The 16,746-nt window shown below is 60.4% G+C and carries 14 protein-coding genes; all 14 read right to left on the bottom strand.

Annotated features, from left to right (window positions below; all coding sequences use genetic code 11):
- Positions 1 to 166: 166 nt before the first annotated feature.
- On the bottom strand, positions 167 to 943 hold the full coding sequence (locus ACWGZX_RS24500) for an SDR family oxidoreductase (RefSeq protein WP_452625796.1): 777 nt from the start codon (positions 941 to 943) through the stop codon (positions 167 to 169).
- Entirely contained in the window at positions 940 to 2,151 is a 1,212-nt protein-coding gene (locus tag ACWGZX_RS24495) for an O-succinylhomoserine sulfhydrylase (RefSeq protein WP_452625795.1), read from the bottom strand. The genes ACWGZX_RS24500 and ACWGZX_RS24495 overlap by 4 nt, the downstream gene beginning before the upstream one ends.
- Positions 2,152 to 2,315: 164 nt before the next feature.
- Positions 2,316 to 3,821: an amidophosphoribosyltransferase gene (purF, locus tag ACWGZX_RS24490; protein ID WP_007935163.1), complete on the bottom strand. Its 1,506-nt coding sequence runs from the start codon at positions 3,819 to 3,821 to the stop codon at positions 2,316 to 2,318.
- 41 nt (positions 3,822 to 3,862) lie between these two features.
- On the bottom strand, positions 3,863 to 4,423 hold the full coding sequence (locus ACWGZX_RS24485) for a CvpA family protein (protein WP_046026887.1): 561 nt from the start codon (positions 4,421 to 4,423) through the stop codon (positions 3,863 to 3,865).
- A 99-nt stretch (positions 4,424 to 4,522) separates the two neighbouring features.
- A complete protein-coding gene (locus tag ACWGZX_RS24480; protein ID WP_452625794.1) occupies positions 4,523 to 5,182 on the bottom strand; it encodes an SPOR domain-containing protein in 660 nt (219 codons plus the stop codon).
- Positions 5,166 to 6,473, bottom strand: coding sequence for a bifunctional tetrahydrofolate synthase/dihydrofolate synthase (gene folC / locus ACWGZX_RS24475; protein ID WP_452625793.1), 1,308 nt, complete (start codon positions 6,471 to 6,473; stop codon positions 5,166 to 5,168). Before folC ends, ACWGZX_RS24480 begins: the two co-directional genes overlap by 17 nt.
- Positions 6,470 to 7,390 carry an acetyl-CoA carboxylase, carboxyltransferase subunit beta gene (gene accD, locus ACWGZX_RS24470; protein ID WP_452625792.1) on the bottom strand — a complete coding sequence of 307 codons (921 nt, stop codon included), beginning with the start codon at positions 7,388 to 7,390 and terminating at the stop codon, positions 6,470 to 6,472. The genes folC and accD overlap by 4 nt, the downstream gene beginning before the upstream one ends.
- A gap of 253 nt (positions 7,391 to 7,643) precedes the next feature.
- Positions 7,644 to 8,270 carry a phosphoribosylanthranilate isomerase gene (locus tag ACWGZX_RS24465; RefSeq protein WP_452625791.1) on the bottom strand — a complete coding sequence of 209 codons (627 nt, stop codon included), beginning with the start codon at positions 8,268 to 8,270 and terminating at the stop codon, positions 7,644 to 7,646.
- Between the two features lie 63 nt (positions 8,271 to 8,333).
- Positions 8,334 to 9,158 carry a tRNA pseudouridine(38-40) synthase TruA gene (gene truA / locus ACWGZX_RS24460; RefSeq protein WP_223511637.1) on the bottom strand — a complete coding sequence of 275 codons (825 nt, stop codon included), beginning with the start codon at positions 9,156 to 9,158 and terminating at the stop codon, positions 8,334 to 8,336.
- Between the two features lie 300 nt (positions 9,159 to 9,458).
- Positions 9,459 to 12,068, bottom strand: a complete 2,610-nt coding sequence (locus tag ACWGZX_RS24455; RefSeq protein WP_452625790.1) for a FimV/HubP family polar landmark protein — start codon at positions 12,066 to 12,068, stop codon at positions 9,459 to 9,461.
- Positions 12,069 to 12,276: 208 nt separating this feature from the next.
- Positions 12,277 to 13,287, bottom strand: coding sequence for an aspartate-semialdehyde dehydrogenase (locus ACWGZX_RS24450; protein WP_452625789.1), 1,011 nt, complete (start codon positions 13,285 to 13,287; stop codon positions 12,277 to 12,279).
- A gap of 240 nt (positions 13,288 to 13,527) precedes the next feature.
- Positions 13,528 to 14,640 carry an aspartate-semialdehyde dehydrogenase gene (gene asd, locus ACWGZX_RS24445; RefSeq protein WP_007944112.1) on the bottom strand — a complete coding sequence of 371 codons (1,113 nt, stop codon included), beginning with the start codon at positions 14,638 to 14,640 and terminating at the stop codon, positions 13,528 to 13,530.
- 68 nt (positions 14,641 to 14,708) lie between these two features.
- Positions 14,709 to 15,791, bottom strand: a complete 1,083-nt coding sequence (gene leuB, locus ACWGZX_RS24440) for a 3-isopropylmalate dehydrogenase (protein WP_123434394.1) — start codon at positions 15,789 to 15,791, stop codon at positions 14,709 to 14,711.
- Between the two features lie 65 nt (positions 15,792 to 15,856).
- A complete protein-coding gene (locus ACWGZX_RS24435) occupies positions 15,857 to 16,624 on the bottom strand; it encodes a class I SAM-dependent methyltransferase (RefSeq protein ID WP_452625788.1) in 768 nt (255 codons plus the stop codon).
- Positions 16,625 to 16,746: the final 122 nt, after the last annotated feature.

Below are 16,746 nucleotides of genomic sequence, written 5' to 3'. Positions count from 1 at the left end.
AAAATCGTGTCAATCCAGACAACTGCCAGACAGCTTTCGCGAGCAGGCTCGCTCCCACATTAGAAATGCATCCTCCCTGAAGATACGCGAACTACTGTGGGAGCGAGCCTGCTCGCGAAGAGGCCGGCACATCCAACATCAACCTGTAGTAGCCACTGCTTTAGGGCTATTCGCTGTAAATCATCTTCTTGGTCATGCCACCATCGACCACGAATTCCTGGCCCGTGACAAAACCGGCATTCTTCGACAGCAACCACGCCACCATCGCCGCGACATCTTCGACCGCCCCTACCCTGCCCGCCGGATGCTGGGCATGATCGGCATCCGTCAGCGGCTCGGCACGCCGCACAGAAGGGTCTCGCGTGTCGATCCAGCCAGGGCTGACCGCATTCACACGTATTTCCGGCCCAAGACTGATCGCCAATGCGTGAGTCAGCGCTAACAAGCCGCCCTTGCTCGCCGCGTAAGCCTCTGTATCAGGTTCTGACTGCCCGGCGCGGGTCGAAGCCAGGTTGACGATCGCACCGCTGTGAGCACGCAGGTACGGCGCACAGTGTTTGGCCAACAGCATCGGCCCACTGAGGTTCACCGCCAACACGCGGTTCCAGTAGGCCAGATCAAGGCTTTCCAGTGTAATGTTGTGCGGATCGGCCACCGCCGCGTTGCACACCAGCGCATCCAGGCGCCCGAACTGGCCCAGCACCTCGGCGACGCCCAACGCCACCTGCCCTTCGTTCGACACGTCCATGGCAATAAACCAGGCATTGTCGCCCAGCACCTTCGCCACTTTCGAACCGCGCACCCGATCCAGATCGCTCAGCACCACCTGCCAGCCTTCGCTGATCAACCAGGCCGAAATCCCCAACCCAATGCCGCGCGCCGCACCGGTGACCAGTGCAACACGGCCATTGGACCCGATTTTCGGCGAAGGCAACTCGATCACAAGGCCGCCAACCCGCGCGCCAGGTCGGCTTGCAGGTCAGCCACGTCTTCCAGGCCGACCGCAATGCGGATCAGGCTGTCACGAATGCCCGCCGCTTCACGCTCTTGCGGCGCCAAACGGCCGTGAGAGGTAGTGCTCGGATGGGTGATGGTGGTCTTGGTATCACCGAGGTTGGCCGTGATCGAAATCAGGCGGGTCGCATCGATAAAGCGCCAGGCGCCCTCTTTGCCACCCTTGACCTCGAAACTGACCACCGCTCCGAAACCTTTCTGCTGGCGCTGAGCCAGTTCGTGCTGCGGATGGCTTTTCAGGCCGGCGTAATGGACTTTCTCGATGCCGTCCTGCTGCTCCAGCCACTCAGCCAGTTGCTGGGCGTTGGCGCAATGCGCCTTCATCCGCAGGTTCAGGGTTTCGAGGCCCTTGAGGAAAATCCAGGCGTTGAACGGGCTGAGGGTTGGCCCGGCAGTGCGCAGGAAACCGACCACTTCTTTCATTTGCTCGCTGCGACCGGCCACGACACCGCCCATGCAACGGCCCTGGCCGTCGATGAACTTGGTTGCCGAGTGCACGACAATGTCCGCCCCCATTGTCAGCGGCTGCTGCAATGCCGGGGTGCAGAAGCAGTTGTCGACCACCAGCATCGCGCCTTTGACGTGAGCAATTTCCGCCAGCGCGGCGATGTCCACCAGCTCCGCCAGCGGGTTCGATGGCGACTCGACAAAAAGCAATTTGGTGTTGGGTTTGATCGCCGCATCCCAACCGGACAAGTCCGCCAGGGGTACGTAATCGACTTCGATGCCGAAGCGCTTGAAGTACTTTTCGAACAGGCTGATGGTCGAACCGAACACGCTGCGAGAAACCAACACATGGTCCCCGGCGCTGCACAAGCTCATCACCACCGCCATGATCGCAGCCATACCGGTGGCAGTGGCCACGGCTTGCTCGGCACTTTCCAGGGCGGCAATGCGCTCTTCGAACGCGCGCACGGTCGGGTTGGTGTAGCGCGAGTAGACGTTGCCCGGCACTTCACCGGCAAAGCGTGCCGCCGCGTCGGCAGCGGTACGGAATACGTAGCTGGAGGTGAAGAACATCGGATCACCGTGTTCGCCTTCCGGCGTGCGGTGCTGACCGGCGCGTACGGCCAGGGTATCGAACGCTACGCCTTCAAGGTCGCTGTCCAGCCGACCGGCATCCCAATCCTGACTCATGTTCTCACTCCTTGCCTTATTCGGTAGTAGATACGAAACCGGCCTTGAGGAGAGACACCTATGTAGGAGCTGGCTTGCCAGCGAAGGGGGCATCACATGCAACATCTTCGTTGCCTGTGATACCGCCTTCGCTGACAAGCCAGCTCCTACAGGCCGGTAGAGATTTAGTTGTTGTACAGATCGATGATCGCACTGACTGCCTGCGTCTTGACCTTGGAGGCATCGTTACGTGCCTGCTCGATCTTGTTCAGGTAAGCCTCGTCGACGTCGCCGGTGACGTATTGGCCATCGAACACCGCGCAATCGAACTTGTCGATCTTGATCTTGCCGCCACCGACCGCTTCGATCAAGTCAGGCAAGTCTTGATAGATCAACCAGTCAGCGCCAATCAGGTCAGCAACGTCTTGGGTCGAACGGTTGTGGGCGATCAGCTCGTGAGCGCTCGGCATGTCGATGCCGTAGACGTTCGGGTAGCGAACGGCCGGTGCGGCGGAGCAGAAGTAGACGTTTTTGGCGCCGGCTTCGCGAGCCATCTGGATGATCTGCTTGCAGGTCGTGCCGCGAACGATCGAGTCGTCCACCAACATGACGTTCTTGCCACGGAATTCCAGCTCGATCGCGTTGAGCTTCTGTCGAACGGATTTTTTCCGTGCGGCCTGGCCCGGCATGATGAAGGTCCGGCCAATGTAACGGTTCTTCACGAAGCCTTCGCGGAACTTGACGCCCAAGTGGTTCGCCAGCTCCAGCGCCGCTGTGCGGCTGGTGTCCGGGATCGGGATGACCACGTCGATGTCGTGATCCGGACGTTCGCGCAGAATCTTCTCGGCGAGCTTCTCGCCCATGCGCAGACGGGCCTTGTAGACCGAAACACCGTCGATGATCGAGTCCGGACGCGCCAGGTAGACGTGCTCGAAGATGCATGGGGTCAGGGACGGGTTGGTTGCGCACTGACGGGTATGCAGCTTGCCGTCTTCAGTGATGTAGACCGCTTCGCCCGGTGCCAGGTCGCGAATCAGGGTGAAACCGAGCACGTCCAGGGAGACGCTTTCGGAGGCGATCATGTACTCGACGCCTTCGTCGGTGTGACGCTGACCGAAAACAATCGGGCGGATGCCGTGCGGGTCACGGAAACCGACGATGCCGTAACCGGTCACCATCGCCACCACTGCGTAGCCACCGACGCAACGGTTGTGCACGTCAGTAACAGCGGCAAAAACGTCTTCTTCGGTTGGCTGCAACTTGCCGCGCTGGGCCAGTTCGTGAGCGAACACGTTCAGCAGGACTTCCGAGTCGGAGTTGGTGTTGACGTGGCGCAGGTCAGATTCGTAAATCTCCTTGGCCAGCTGTTCAACGTTGGTCAGGTTACCGTTGTGCGCCAACGTGATGCCGTACGGCGAGTTGACGTAAAACGGTTGAGCTTCGGCCGAGGTCGAGCTGCCCGCGGTCGGGTAACGCACATGGCCAATGCCCATGTGGCCGACCAGGCGCTGCATGTGGCGCTGATGGAACACGTCACGCACCAGGCCATTATCCTTGCGCAGGAATAACCGGCCATCATGGCTGGTCACGATACCGGCAGCGTCCTGGCCGCGGTGCTGGAGGACGGTTAGCGCGTCATACAGCGCCTGATTGACGTTCGACTTACCGACGATACCGACGATGCCACACATGCGACGCAACCCCTACTTAATGGATCTGAACTGAACAACACTCACTGAGGCGTTTTGGCCATTGGCAAGAGTTGCTCCTTGAACGGTATCTCAGCGGGTACGCTGATACCGCTGGCAAGCCACTGACTGCTCCACCCGAGAATCAGGTTTTTGGACCAGTCTGCGACCAATAGAAATTTTGGCACGAGCTGTGACTCTTTCCACCACCCGTCCTGCTGTACCGGCCCCAGACTCAACAGCCCGACCGCCACGACCACCAGCAGCACGCCACGCGCAGCGCCGAAGGCCATGCCGAGGAATCGATCGGTCCCGGAAAGCCCGGTGACGCGAACCAATTCGCCGATAAGATAATTGATCATTGCGCCTACGATTAACGTGGCGACAAACATGATGGCACAGCCCGTGATCACACGAGCCGACGGCGTTTGGATGTATCCGGCGAGGTACTCGGACAATGAACCACCGAACATCCAGGCAACGGCTCCTGCAATGATCCAGGTCACCAGCGACAGCGCTTCTTTGACGAAGCCGCGGCTCAGACTGATCAATGCGGAGATGGCGACGATTGCAACGATCGCCCAGTCAACCCAGGTAAATGGCACAGTGCAGCCTACAGACGGATAAGGCGGCGCATTTTAGCAGAGCCCATGCTGATCGGTAAGCGGCGATTGTCAGTGCATTTCAAATCGGAGCGATAGTTTTTAACCGCGCTCGGGCTGGAAGCGCACGACAAAACCCTTGAGGTTATGTTGGCGGCTCAACAAATCGCGCAGACGATCGGCTTCGGCACGCTCGATCAGCGGCCCGACGAACACCCGATTCTTGCCATCGGCCGAGCGGATATAGGCGTTATAGCCTTGGCTGCGCAGGGTTTTTTGCAATTTTTCCGCGCTTTCGCGATTCGACAGGCTGGCCACTTGAATCGACCAGCTGATCGACAGGCCATTGGCATCGATGCGACTTTGAGTGGTATCCGGCTTGGTCGGTGCAGTTGCGATAGGCTGAGCGGGCGGCGTCGAAGCCTTGGCGGCTGGCACAGGTGCCGGGACGGTCGGTTTGGCGACAGGTACCGGAGCCACAGGGGCCGTCGTTGCAGCGGGCGTCGACGGCGCTTCCTGCTGAGCGATTTCATCATCGCTAGGCACAGGCTCTTGAGGCAGTGCCTGCGGCTCAGGCACCGCTACTGGCTCGACCTGCACTTGCGACAGCTCCGGTGCATGCGGCATCGCTGGCGCATCGACCGTCACCTGACGCTGCTCATCCTGACGGGAAAACAGCATCGGCAGGAAAATCACCGCCAGTGCCACCAGCACCAGCGCGCCGACCATGCGTTGTTTGTAGGCCTTATCCAGCAATGCCATTTGCCGCTTCCTCCGTGGAGCGCCGGGCCAACCATTCAAGGGCCTCGGCGACACAATAAAATGATCCGAACAACAGTATCTCGTCGTCGCTCGTCGCCAGCGCGCTCTGCCCTTCCAGGGCTGCCGTCACGCTGTCATAGGACGTTACCGACGCGCCAAGGTTCTGCAACGCAGCCTGCAAATCGGCAACCGGGCGCGCACGCGGCGAGTCCAGCGGCGCGACAGCCCAATGCTGGACACTAGCACTCAATTCACCGACAACACCATCCAGATCCTTGTCAGCCAGCAAACCGAACACTGCCAGACGCTTGCCGGTCGGCGGTCGACTGGCCAAGCGGCGAGCCAGGTACTCGGCGGCATGAGGGTTATGCCCCACATCCAGTAACAGGTTCAGGCGCTTGCCCTGCCAGTCGAACTGACGGCGGTCGAGACGACCCACCACCCGCGTCGATTTCAGCGCTTCAATAATCTGTGCGTCCACCCAAGGCAAACCGAGCAGCAGATAGGCCTGCAGGGCCAATGCGGCGTTTTCCATTGGCAGATCGAGCAACGGCAAATCGTACAACTCGACCGCTCGCCCTTGAGCGTCGAGCCCGCGCCATTGCCAGTTGTGATCAGTCACGCCGAGGTCGAAATCGCGACCACGCAGGAAAAACGGGCAAGCCAGCTCTCCCGCCTTGTCCAGCAGCGGTTGTGGAGGATTCAGATCACCACAGAGCGCAGGCGCGCCCTGACGGAAGATGCCGGCCTTCTCGAAGGCCACAGACTCACGGGTATCACCCAGATAATCCGCATGGTCGACGCCGATGCTGGTGACCAGCGCCATGTCGGCATCCACCACATTGACCGTATCCAGACGCCCGCCAAGGCCGACTTCCAGCACCACGGCATCGAGACCGGCCTGTTGAAACAGCCAGAACGCCGCCAGGGTGCCCATTTCGAAATACGTCAGGGACGTGTCGCCACGACCGGCCTCGACTGCGGCGAACGCTTTGCACAGATCGGCATCCGCAGCTTCGACGCCGTTGACCTGCACCCGCTCGTTGTAACGCAGCAGGTGCGGAGAGTTGTAGACACCAACGCTCAGGCCCTGCGCCCGCAGCAACGAGGCCACGAATGCGCAGGTCGAACCCTTGCCGTTGGTGCCTGTGACCGTAATCACCCTAGGCGCCGGCTTGCCCAGCCCCATGCGAGACGCTACCTGCTGCGAACGCTCCAGGCCCATGTCGATGGCCGAAGGGTGCAACTGCTCAAGGTAGGCGAGCCACTCGCCAAGGGTACGCTCAGTCATACGTTCGCAGGTACCGGCGGAACCACGATTGGTTCGATTGGCGCAGCGACGAATTTCGGCGTCGGCAGACCCACCATTTGCGCCAGCAGGTTGCCCAGACGCGGACGCAGTTCCTGACGGTGAATGATCATGTCGATAGCGCCGTGCTCCAGCAGGAATTCACTGCGCTGGAAGCCTTCCGGCAGTTTTTCACGCACGGTTTGCTCGATCACACGTGGGCCAGCGAAGCCGATCAGGGCTTTTGGCTCACCGACGATGACATCACCGAGCATCGCCAGGCTGGCGGAAACGCCGCCGTAGACCGGGTCGGTCAGCACCGAAATAAACGGAATGCCTTCTTCACGCAGACGCGCCAGTACCGCCGAGGTCTTGGCCATTTGCATCAGGGAGATCAGGGCTTCCTGCATCCGCGCGCCACCGGAAGCGGCAAAGCAGATCATCGGGCATTTCTTTTCCAGCGCGTAGTTGGCGGCGCGAACAAAACGCTCACCAACGATGGCGCCCATCGAACCACCCATGAAGGAGAATTCGAACGCAGACACCACCACCGGCATACCCAGCAAGGTGCCGCTCATGGAAATCAGTGCATCTTTTTCGCCGGTCTGCTTCTGGGCAGCGGTCAGGCGATCCTTGTACTTTTTGCCGTCACGGAATTTCAGACGGTCAACCGGCTCCAGGTCCGCGCCCAGTTCGGCACGGCCTTCAGCGTCGAGGAAGATGTCAATGCGGGCGCGGGCGCCGATGCGCATGTGGTGGTTGCACTTCGGGCAAACATCCAGGGTCTTTTCCAGCTCCGGACGGTACAGCACAGCCTCGCAAGATGGGCATTTGTGCCACAGACCTTCAGGCACCGAGCTCTTCTTGACCTCGGAACGCATGATCGAAGGGATCAGTTTGTCTACTAACCAGTTGCTCATGCTTTCTTTCTCCAGTACCGGCGGCCCGAACGCTCTGGTTCGCAGCCCCGCGTATGCCCTTGAGCTAAATTCATATGTGTGGCGATGATTGATCGGGTGGCCGCGGTCAGCGCGAGACTTGACCTGCGTACAATCCATAAATCCTCAGCCATGCCTGCTTTGTGCAGGTGCACCTCTTTTGTACACAGCAGTGGACGGCGGCAGTCTGCCAGCCGTCACATCAACGTCCGGTTCAAAAAATCGCAGCCTCGCTTCACTCGACAGCTCCCACAACCGCCTTGATGAATGCCTGAATCTTTGCGTGATCCTTGATGCCCTTGCTTGCTTCTACCCCACCACTGACGTCCACGGCGTAAGGCCGCACCCGGGCAATCGCCCCAGCGACGTTTTCAGGGGTCAAACCGCCCGCCAGAATGATCGGCTTGCTCAAGCCTTGCGGTATCAGAGACCAGTCAAACGCCTCACCGGTTCCACCGGGCACGCCTTCGACATAGGCGTCCAACAGGATACCGCTGGCGCTGGGGAACGCATCGCAGGCGGCCGCGATGTCGTCACCCGCCTTGACCCGTAGCGCCTTGATGTACGGCCGGTGCCAGCCTTCACACTCGGCGGCCGTTTCGTCGCCATGGAACTGCAACAGGTCCAGTGGCACGGCATCGAGCAGCTCGCCCAGCTCGCAGCGACTGGCATTGACGAACAAACCCACGGTGGTGACGAACGGCGGCAGCGCCTTGATGATGTCGCGCGCCTGCTGAAACGTCACGGCCCGAGGGCTTTTGGCATAAAACACAAACCCGATGGCATCGGCCCCGGCCTCGACCGCCGCCAACGCATCTTCTATGCGGGTGATCCCGCAAATCTTGCTGCGAACGGCAGACATGTCGATAAATCCTCAGGGTAAATCCGGGAAAGTCCCGGATGGTAACAAATGCGTTCGAGGGCGTCAGCCGTCAAGTTCCGTGAAACCGGTCAGGAAGTGTGGGCCAATGTAACGTTCGGGCAATTGGAACTCATCACGGTACTCGACCTGCACCAGATACAGGCCGAACGGATGCGCCGTCACCCCGCCGGAACGGCGAATGCGGCTTTCCAACACCTCCTTCATCCACTCCACCGGACGCTCGCCGGTACCGATGGTCATCAGCACGCCCGCAATGTTGCGCACCATGTGGTGCAGGAACGCACTGGCGCGGATGTCCAGCACGATCATCTTGCCGTGACGCGTGACTCGCAGGTGATGCAATTCCTTGATCGGCGACTTGGCCTGGCACTGCCCGGCGCGGAACGCACTGAAATCATGCGTACCCACCAGGTACTGCGCCGCTTCAGCCATGCGTTCAACGTCCAGCGGGCGGTGATTCCAGGTGATTTCTTCGTTGAGGTGCGCCGGCCGGATCTGATCGTTGTAGATCACGTAGCGGTAGCGCCGGGCAATAGCCTTGAAACGCGCATGAAAATGCGCCGGCATGACCTTGGCCCAGCTGACACTGACGTCGTGCGGCAAATTGATATTGGCACCCATGACCCAGGCCTTCATCGAACGCTCGACCTGAGTATCGAAATGCACCACCTGACCGCACGCATGCACACCAGCGTCCGTTCGTCCGGCGCACAGCAGCGACACCGGCGAGTCGGCGACTTTGGACAAGGCTTTCTCAAGGGTTTCCTGCACTGTGAGCACGCCGCTGGCCTGGCGTTGCCAGCCACGATAGCGCGAGCCTTTGTATTCAACGCCCAATGCGATCCGGAAAAAGCCGTCGGCCGCCATTTCGGCAGCCGGATTATCTATATTTGCCAAGGGGTGACAGCCTGCTGATGTGCGCAAAGGCGGGCATTATAAGGCCGCTGAAGCGGGACGCCAGAGGCGTATGTCTTTTGTTGATTGGCCTCAACATCCATGTTGAATGTGATGGACTCTTCGCGAGCAGGCTCGCTCCCACATTGAAATGCATACCCTGTGGGAGCGAGCCTGCTCGCGAAAGCAATAGACCCAACACCGCTGGCTCATCGCGAAAACAAAAACGGCAGCCTCAATGGGCTGCCGTTTTCTTTACTGCTGCCTGATCACTCAAGCCAGACGCGAAAGCATTTCCCTGGCTTCGCTCTTCTGCCCGGCATCACCCTCGGTCACCACCTCATTGAGGATGTCCCGTGCGCCGTCGTTGTCGCCCATGTCGATGTAGGCCTGGGCCAGATCGAGCTTGGTAGCGACTTCATCCGTACCAGAGAGGAAGTCGAAGTCCGGCTCGTCAGCCGCCGAGGCCATGGCGTCTTCTGCGGTAAAGCTCGGCTCGCCAATGCTCTGGGACAGACGATCCAGCTCGTCGTTGACGTCATCCAGTTCAGCTTCAAAAGCGTCCGGAATCTCAGCGGCGCGAGGCTCGGCCGGGGTCACGTCCATTTCATCAGCCAGCGACAGGTCAAAATCGGCAGGCAGCTCCAGATCGTCCTGCGGCACTTCAGGCACGACGGGCAAATCCTTCACGCCTTCGTCCAGATCCAGCAGGAAGTCGTCTTCGGCGAGAATGGCCGGCGACGGATCTGCGCCCAGATCCATGTCCAGATCGAAGTCCGACAGGTCGTCGAGGTTTTCCTTGATGTCGGTTTGCTGCTGCAATACCGATTCAAAGCTCAAATCGTCATCCAGCGGAAACTCGTCCAGCTCAGTCGACGCGTCTGCTTCTGGCGCAACCACAGCCGGTGAAGCGGCTTCCAGGTCGTCCAGGCTCAAGTCGAAAGCGCTGTCGAAGTCGTCATCAGCAGGCGCCGGGGCTTGCGGCTCGTCCAGCAGCAAGTCTTTGACGTACTGAGCGTCCAGCTCTGCGGCGATAGCCGCTGCGGCCAGACCACTTGCGGCGACCACGGCCATAGCCGGGAAGCGCGATTTAAGTTTTTCGACCTGGGCAAAGTTATCGCCGTTGGCGACCAGCTGGCGCTCCTGGCCAACGAATGCATCACGATCGCCCTGCTGACCGTAAACCTCCATCAGTTTCAAACGCAGCTCACTGCGTTGCGGCTCTTGCTTGATGCCGTCTTCCAGCAACGCGGCAGCCTGGTTCAGGCGACCGGCAGTGATGTGCGACTGCGCCTTGCTCAGCACATCGTCATCAGGCTCGGCGGCAGGCGACACCAGCGGTGCAGCTATTGGCGCAGTTACTACAACCGGCGCAATCACTGGTGCTGGCGCAGGTGCCGGGGTCGGCGCAGTGGCGAGTTTTACGCTCGCAGGCGGAACTTCCAGGCCGTCGAAACTGCTATACGACAGGTCGCTGTCAAAGGACAAATCCTGCCCTTCTGACAAGGCATGGGCCATGCGCAGGTGTTTCTCGGCTTCTTGCTGAGCTTTGCGGCGACGCGCCAACAACAGCAGCAAGAGCGCCAGAACCACCGCACCACCACCGATCAGCCCCAACAGCACCGGGTTGGACAGCAGCTCGTTGAATTTCTGGTTGTCGGAGAGAGCCGGTGCCGGCTCGGTTGTCGGTTCGGCAGGAGCGGCAGCTGCTTCTGGCGCAGGTGCTGCCGGAGTCGGTGCTACGTCAGCCGGAGCCGTCGTTGGGTCGGCCGCCAACTCAGCCGATATGGCCGGAGCAGCCGTTGCAGCAGGTGCACCCGCCGCACCTTCGGCCTGCAACTTGGCCAATTGATTGTTCTTCAGCTCGAGCAGGCGTTGCAGCTTGTCCACCTGACTTTGCAGATCAGTCATGCGGCTTTTCAGTTCAGCGTTGTCACGACGCGTCGTGTCGAGGCTTTCCTGGGTCACGGCCAGCTTGTTGCTCAGGTTCTTGGCATCGCCCGCAGCGCCTTTGCCGCCCGCCTTGCCGGATTCGGCCGAGACCAGGCTCAGCTTGTCCTTGGTGTCTTGTGCAGCACCCGCGTCAGCGTTACCACGCTTGGTGGCATCGAGTTGTTGCTGGCCGGTGCCGGGTTTCGCCACATAACGACGGCCCTGGCGCCACGCGGTGTTCTGCGCGGCCACTTCAGCGATTGCCTTGGCGTGTGGCAGGCTGGTGGCTTGCGCCTGATCCGGCAGGCGCAGCACTTGGCCGGTTTTCAGGCGGTTGATGTTGCCGTCGATAAAGGCATCCGGGTTCAACGCCTGGATGGCCAGCATCGTTTGCTGAATCGAGCCACCGTTGCGCGCCTTCGCGGCGATTTCCCACAGGGTGTCGCGCGGCGCGGTGGTGTGTTGAGTCGGTTTAGTCGCACCAGTCACGGGGGCGGTGACGGTTTGAGTCGGCGCTGGCTGCGTAGCCGCATCAACGGTCTGCGGCGAGAATTTGGACGGATCGAGCAGCACGCTGTAATCGCGTAGCAGGCGACCGTTTGGCCACATCACTTGAACCAGGAATTTCACCATCGGTTCGGACAGGGGTTTGCTGGAAGTCACACGCAGGATGCTTCTACCACTGGCGTTGAGCACCGGTGTGAAGGTCAGGTCATTGAGAAATGCCTGGCGGTCGACACCGGCCTTGGCGAAGTCTTCGGGCGAGGCCAGGCTCGGCACCACTTCGGCAACCGTAAGGTCCTTGACGTCAAGCAGCTCGATTTCTGCTACCAAAGGTTGGTTCAGCGTCGACTTCAGGGTCAATTCCCCGAGCCCGAGGGCATGTGCCATGCCGGAGGACAGCGCCGAGGCGGCCGCAATTGCTAACACCAGTTTGCGAACTTGAACCATAGCCTCATCCTTTGTTTGAACATTCCTCGGCCAGCGAGAAGGTCTTGATAGTCGCTGCCGTCAGGCATTGCGCGCGGCGTCGACGTGTCATCGCGCGCGATCATTTCTTGCATGCTCCGCAAAGCCCCGCAAGGTGGCTTTCCTTTAGCACCGCGGCCAAGCATAGCGCCCGGCTAGAATCATTCTGCAAATTGTTGCCAAGTATCTTTTACAGCAGGTCTTTTATCAACAATTCAGCCACCTGCACAGCATTCAGCGCGGCACCTTTGCGTACGTTATCTGACGTCAGCCACACATTAAGTTCCGACAGGTCGTCGATACCGCTGCGAACCCGACCGACGTACACCACGTCCTGCCCCACCGCATCGCCCACTGCGGTCGGGTAGTCGCCGGCCTCGACCAGCTCGATACCGGACGCATCCTCCAGCGCCGCGTTGACTTTCGCCAGGTCGACAGCACTCGCTGACTGCAAGGTCACACTAAAGCTATCGCCAAAAAACACCGGGGCTTGAATGCAAGTGACGGAAATCTTTAATGACGGCAGCGCCAACACCTGCCGCAACTCACGCACCAGGCGTTTTTCCAGCAGCGTATGGCCTTGCTCATCCGGCTTGCCGACCTGAGCCAGCAGGTTGAAGGCCATTTGCCGATCGAAGAACGTCGGCTCCAGCGGACGCACGTTGAGCAACTCGGCGGTTTGCCGGGCCAGCTCCGTTACCGCTTCGCGACCTTGGGCGGAGACCGCCAGGCTGGCGGTCACATTGACCCACTGCAGATCGATCACCCCGAGCAACGGCGCCAGCACCACGGCCAGCGTGGTGGCCGACGGGCTGGGGCTGCTGACCTGGAATGGCTTTTTCAAGCCAGCCAACACCTCGGCATTGGCTTCCGGCACCACTTGCGGCGCCTGATCGGCCGGCAAAGCGCCAGACAGGTCGATCAACGAGCAACCGGCGGCAGTAGCACGCGACGCGAAACTGAGAGTCACCGCAGGGCCAGCCGCGAAAAACACCAACTGGACTTTGCTGAAATCGAACTCATCGACTTCCCGCACCCGCACATTCTTGCCGCGAAACGGCACCGAATGCCCGGCCGATTCGCTGCTCGCCAACAAATGCAGGTTGCCGACCGGAAAGTTGCGCTCTTCAAGAATCTGCACGAGCGTTTCGCCGACAGTACCGGTGGCGCCGATCACGGCGATATCAAAGGACTGGCTCATGGTTCTACCTCTGGCGAAACGGGGGGAGCGGCACTTTACCGGCTGGGTGGCGTACAGGCAATTTCTGACGGGGATTTGTGGTGTCTGTACCGTCCTCATCGCGAGCAAGCTCGGCTCCTACAGGATCGGTGTCGCTCTTGTAGGAGCCGAGCTTGCTCGCGATGGCGGCTTAACAGACACCCAACAACCAAAAAACCCGCACCTCTTTCAAGGCACGGGTTCTTTTATTGCTTCAATCGATCAACGCTCAAGCAGGATCCGCAGCATGCGACGCAGCGGCTCGGCCGCGCCCCACAGCAGTTGGTCGCCGACGGTGAAGGCACCGACGAATTGCGAACCCATGTTCAGTTTGCGCAGACGGCCAACCGGCACGTTCAGGGTGCCGGTGACCTTGGTCGGGCTCAGCTCCTGCATGCTGATGTCGCGGTTGTTCGGCACCAGTTTCACCCAAGGGTTGTGCTGGCTGATCAGCCCTTCGATGTCGGCGATCGGCACGTCTTTGTTCAGTTTGATGGTCAGTGCCTGGCTGTGGCAGCGCATGGCGCCGATGCGCACGCAGATGCCGTCAACCGGGATCGGGCTCTTGAAGCGACCGAGGATCTTGTTGGTCTCGGCCTGGGCCTTCCACTCTTCGCGGCTTTGACCGTTCGGCAGTTCCTTGTCGATCCACGGGATCAGGCTGCCGGCCAGCGGTACGCCGAAGTTTTCGGTCGGGTACGCTTCGCTGCGCATGGCTTCGGCCACACGACGGTCAATGTCGAGGATGGCGCTGGCCGGGTCAGCCAGTTGATCCGCGACAGCAGCGTGGGTCGCGCCCATTTGCTTGATCAGCTCACGCATGTTCTGCGCGCCGGCACCGGAGGCCGCCTGATAGGTCATGGCGCTCATCCACTCGACCAGACCGGCTTCAAACAAACCGCCCAGGCCCATCAGCATCAGGCTGACGGTGCAGTTGCCACCGATGTAGTTCTTGGTGCCCGCATCCAGTTGCTGGTCGATGACCTTGCGGTTGACCGGGTCCAGGACGATGACCGCGTCATCCTGCATGCGCAGGCTGGAAGCGGCGTCGATCCAGTAACCCTGCCAGCCGGCTTCGCGCAGCTTGGGGAATACTTCGCTGGTGTAGTCGCCACCCTGGCAGGTCAGAATCACGTCGAGGGTTTTCAGCTCTTCAATGCTGTAAGCGTCCTTGAGCGGAGCAATGTCCTTGCCCACGGACGGGCCTTGGCCACCGACATTGGAAGTGGTGAAAAACACCGGCTCAATAAGATCGAAATCCTGCTCTTCCAGCATCCGCTGCATGAGCACGGAACCGACCATACCGCGCCAACCGATCAGACCTACACGTTTCATCGCAACTACACCTTCTTAAAAAGTGGGCCGCTGCTTTCGAAGTTGAAAGTGGCAGCGGGCCCAAGAGATTACAGATTCCGCAGCGCGGCGACTACTGCGTCGCCCATTTCTTGCGTACCGACTTTAGTGCAACCGGCCGACCAAATGTCGCCCGTGCGCAGGCCTTGGTCCAGCACCAGGCTCACGGCTTTCTCGATGGCATCGGCCGCAGCCTGCTGGTTGAAGCTGTAACGCAGCATCATCGACACCGACAAAATGGTCGCCAACGGGTTGGCGATACCCTTGCCGGCGATGTCCGGCGCCGAACCGTGGCACGGCTCGTACATGCCCTTGTTGTTGGTGTCCAGGGACGCCGACGGCAGCATGCCGATGGAACCGGTGAGCATCGAGGCCTGGTCGGACAGGATGTCGCCGAACATGTTGTCGGTGACGATCACGTCGAACTGCTTCGGCGCACGCACCAGTTGCATGGCGGCGTTGTCGACATACATGTGGCTCAGTTCGACTTGCGGGTAATCCTTGGCCACTTCCTCGACGATTTCACGCCACAGCTGGCTGGACGCCAGCACGTTGGCCTTGTCCACCGAGCACAGTTTCTTGCCGCGGACCATGGCCATGTCGAAACCGACGCGGGCGATGCGGCGGATTTCGCTTTCGCTGTACGGCAGGGTGTCGTAGGACTGACGCTCGCCGTTTTCCAGGGTACGGGTGCCGCGCGGCGCGCCGAAATAGATACCGCCGGTCAGTTCGCGAACGATCAGGATGTCCAGGCCGGCCACGATTTCCGGCTTCAGGCTCGAAGCCTCAGCCAGTTGCGGGTACAGGATCGCCGGACGCAGGTTGCCGAACAGGCCCAGTTGCGCACGGATTTTCAGCAGACCGCGCTCAGGGCGGATGTCACGCTCAATGGTGTCCCATTTCGGGCCGCCCACGGCACCCAGCAACACAGCGTCGGCTGCGCGGGCACGCTCCAGGGTTTCGTCGGCCAATGGCACGCCGTGCTTGTCGATGGCCGCGCCGCCGATCACGTCGTGGCTCAGCTCGAAGCCCAAGCTGTACTTGTCGCTGGCCAATTCCAGCACCTTGACCGCTTCGGCCATGATTTCCGGGCCAATACCGTCACCTGGGAGAATCAGAATCTGCTTGCTCATGCTTTCCTCATGTCATCAGTCGGTGCGCCCAGGGGCGCACCCGGAAAAATTCTATCGCCCGGAGCTTATCGTTCTGCAATCAGTACCAGCACATCTGTACTGAACGAACCATCGGCCTCAATCTCGAAATATTCGCGTACTTCATTACCCATCGACTGCTGCAACTCGCGGATGGCAGCGCGCATCACTTCAGGTGTGCGCATGCGCTCAACCCACGAGGTGTATTCCAGACGCAGCCGTTGACGCGTGGTGCTGCGGGTATGCAACCCCGCTTCACTGACCTGACGCAACCACTCGCCGGCGGAATAATCGCGCACGTGACTGGTGTCGCGCAGCACTTCGACGCTTTGCAGGTAAGTGTCGAACAACGGACTGCCCGGTGACAACACGTCGATGAACGCCGCCACGCCACCCGGTTTCAGCACCCGACGAACTTCCCGCAGCGCCTGGCCGAGATCGCTCCAATGGTGCGCCGAATATCGGCTGAACACGAAGTCGAACTCGCCATCGGCGAACGGCAGGCGCTCGGCGGCACCGAGGACCGTCGATACGTTGCTCAAGCCACGATCAACGGCAGCACCGGCGACCACATCGAGCATTTGCCGGGACAGGTCGTAGGCCACCACGTCCTTGACCAGCGAGGCCACATGAAAACTCACATGGCCGGCGCCGCAGCCCAAGTCCAATACTCGAGCATCGCCCTGCCCGGCCAGTTCGGCCTGTAGCAGCGAAAATTCGGTGCCTTGAGCGTGAACGGCGCTGCTCAGATAGGCCGAGGCCTGTTCACCGAATTGCTTTTGGACTACCTGGCTGTGCGGGGCGGTGCTGGTCATGCGGACTTCCTTTTTGGGATGAGTCTTGTGGTGTCTACTCGGGCCTCTTCGCTGGCAAGCCAGCTCCTACAGCAATTGCGCTGTCCTTGTAGGAGCTGGCTTGCCCGCGATGGCGGTATCAC

This window comes from Pseudomonas sp. CLCA07, assembly GCF_053615335.1.
Note: the sequence above shows the minus strand (reverse complement) of the source record. Positions and strands in the feature narration are given on the sequence as shown.

Excerpts from the sequence above, each read along its gene's own strand:
- ACWGZX_RS24495 (WP_452625795.1), bottom strand. The coding sequence starts at position 2,151 with ATGAGTCAGGATTGGGATGCCGGTCGGCTGGACAGCGACCTTGAAGGC.
- purF (WP_007935163.1), bottom strand. The coding sequence starts at position 3,821 with ATGTGTGGCATCGTCGGTATCGTCGGTAAGTCGAACGTCAATCAGGCG.
- ACWGZX_RS24480 (WP_452625794.1), bottom strand. The coding sequence starts at position 5,182 with ATGGCATTGCTGGATAAGGCCTACAAACAACGCATGGTCGGCGCGCTG.
- folC (WP_452625793.1), bottom strand. The coding sequence starts at position 6,473 with ATGACTGAGCGTACCCTTGGCGAGTGGCTCGCCTACCTTGAGCAGTTG.
- accD (WP_452625792.1), bottom strand. The coding sequence starts at position 7,390 with ATGAGCAACTGGTTAGTAGACAAACTGATCCCTTCGATCATGCGTTCC.
- ACWGZX_RS24465 (WP_452625791.1), bottom strand. The coding sequence starts at position 8,270 with ATGTCTGCCGTTCGCAGCAAGATTTGCGGGATCACCCGCATAGAAGAT.
- truA (WP_223511637.1), bottom strand. The coding sequence starts at position 9,158 with ATGGCGGCCGACGGCTTTTTCCGGATCGCATTGGGCGTTGAATACAAA.
- ACWGZX_RS24455 (WP_452625790.1), bottom strand. The coding sequence starts at position 12,068 with ATGGTTCAAGTTCGCAAACTGGTGTTAGCAATTGCGGCCGCCTCGGCG.
- ACWGZX_RS24450 (WP_452625789.1), bottom strand. The coding sequence starts at position 13,287 with ATGAGCCAGTCCTTTGATATCGCCGTGATCGGCGCCACCGGTACTGTC.
- asd (WP_007944112.1), bottom strand. The coding sequence starts at position 14,640 with ATGAAACGTGTAGGTCTGATCGGTTGGCGCGGTATGGTCGGTTCCGTG.
- leuB (WP_123434394.1), bottom strand. The coding sequence starts at position 15,791 with ATGAGCAAGCAGATTCTGATTCTCCCAGGTGACGGTATTGGCCCGGAA.
- ACWGZX_RS24435 (WP_452625788.1), bottom strand. The coding sequence starts at position 16,624 with ATGACCAGCACCGCCCCGCACAGCCAGGTAGTCCAAAAGCAATTCGGT.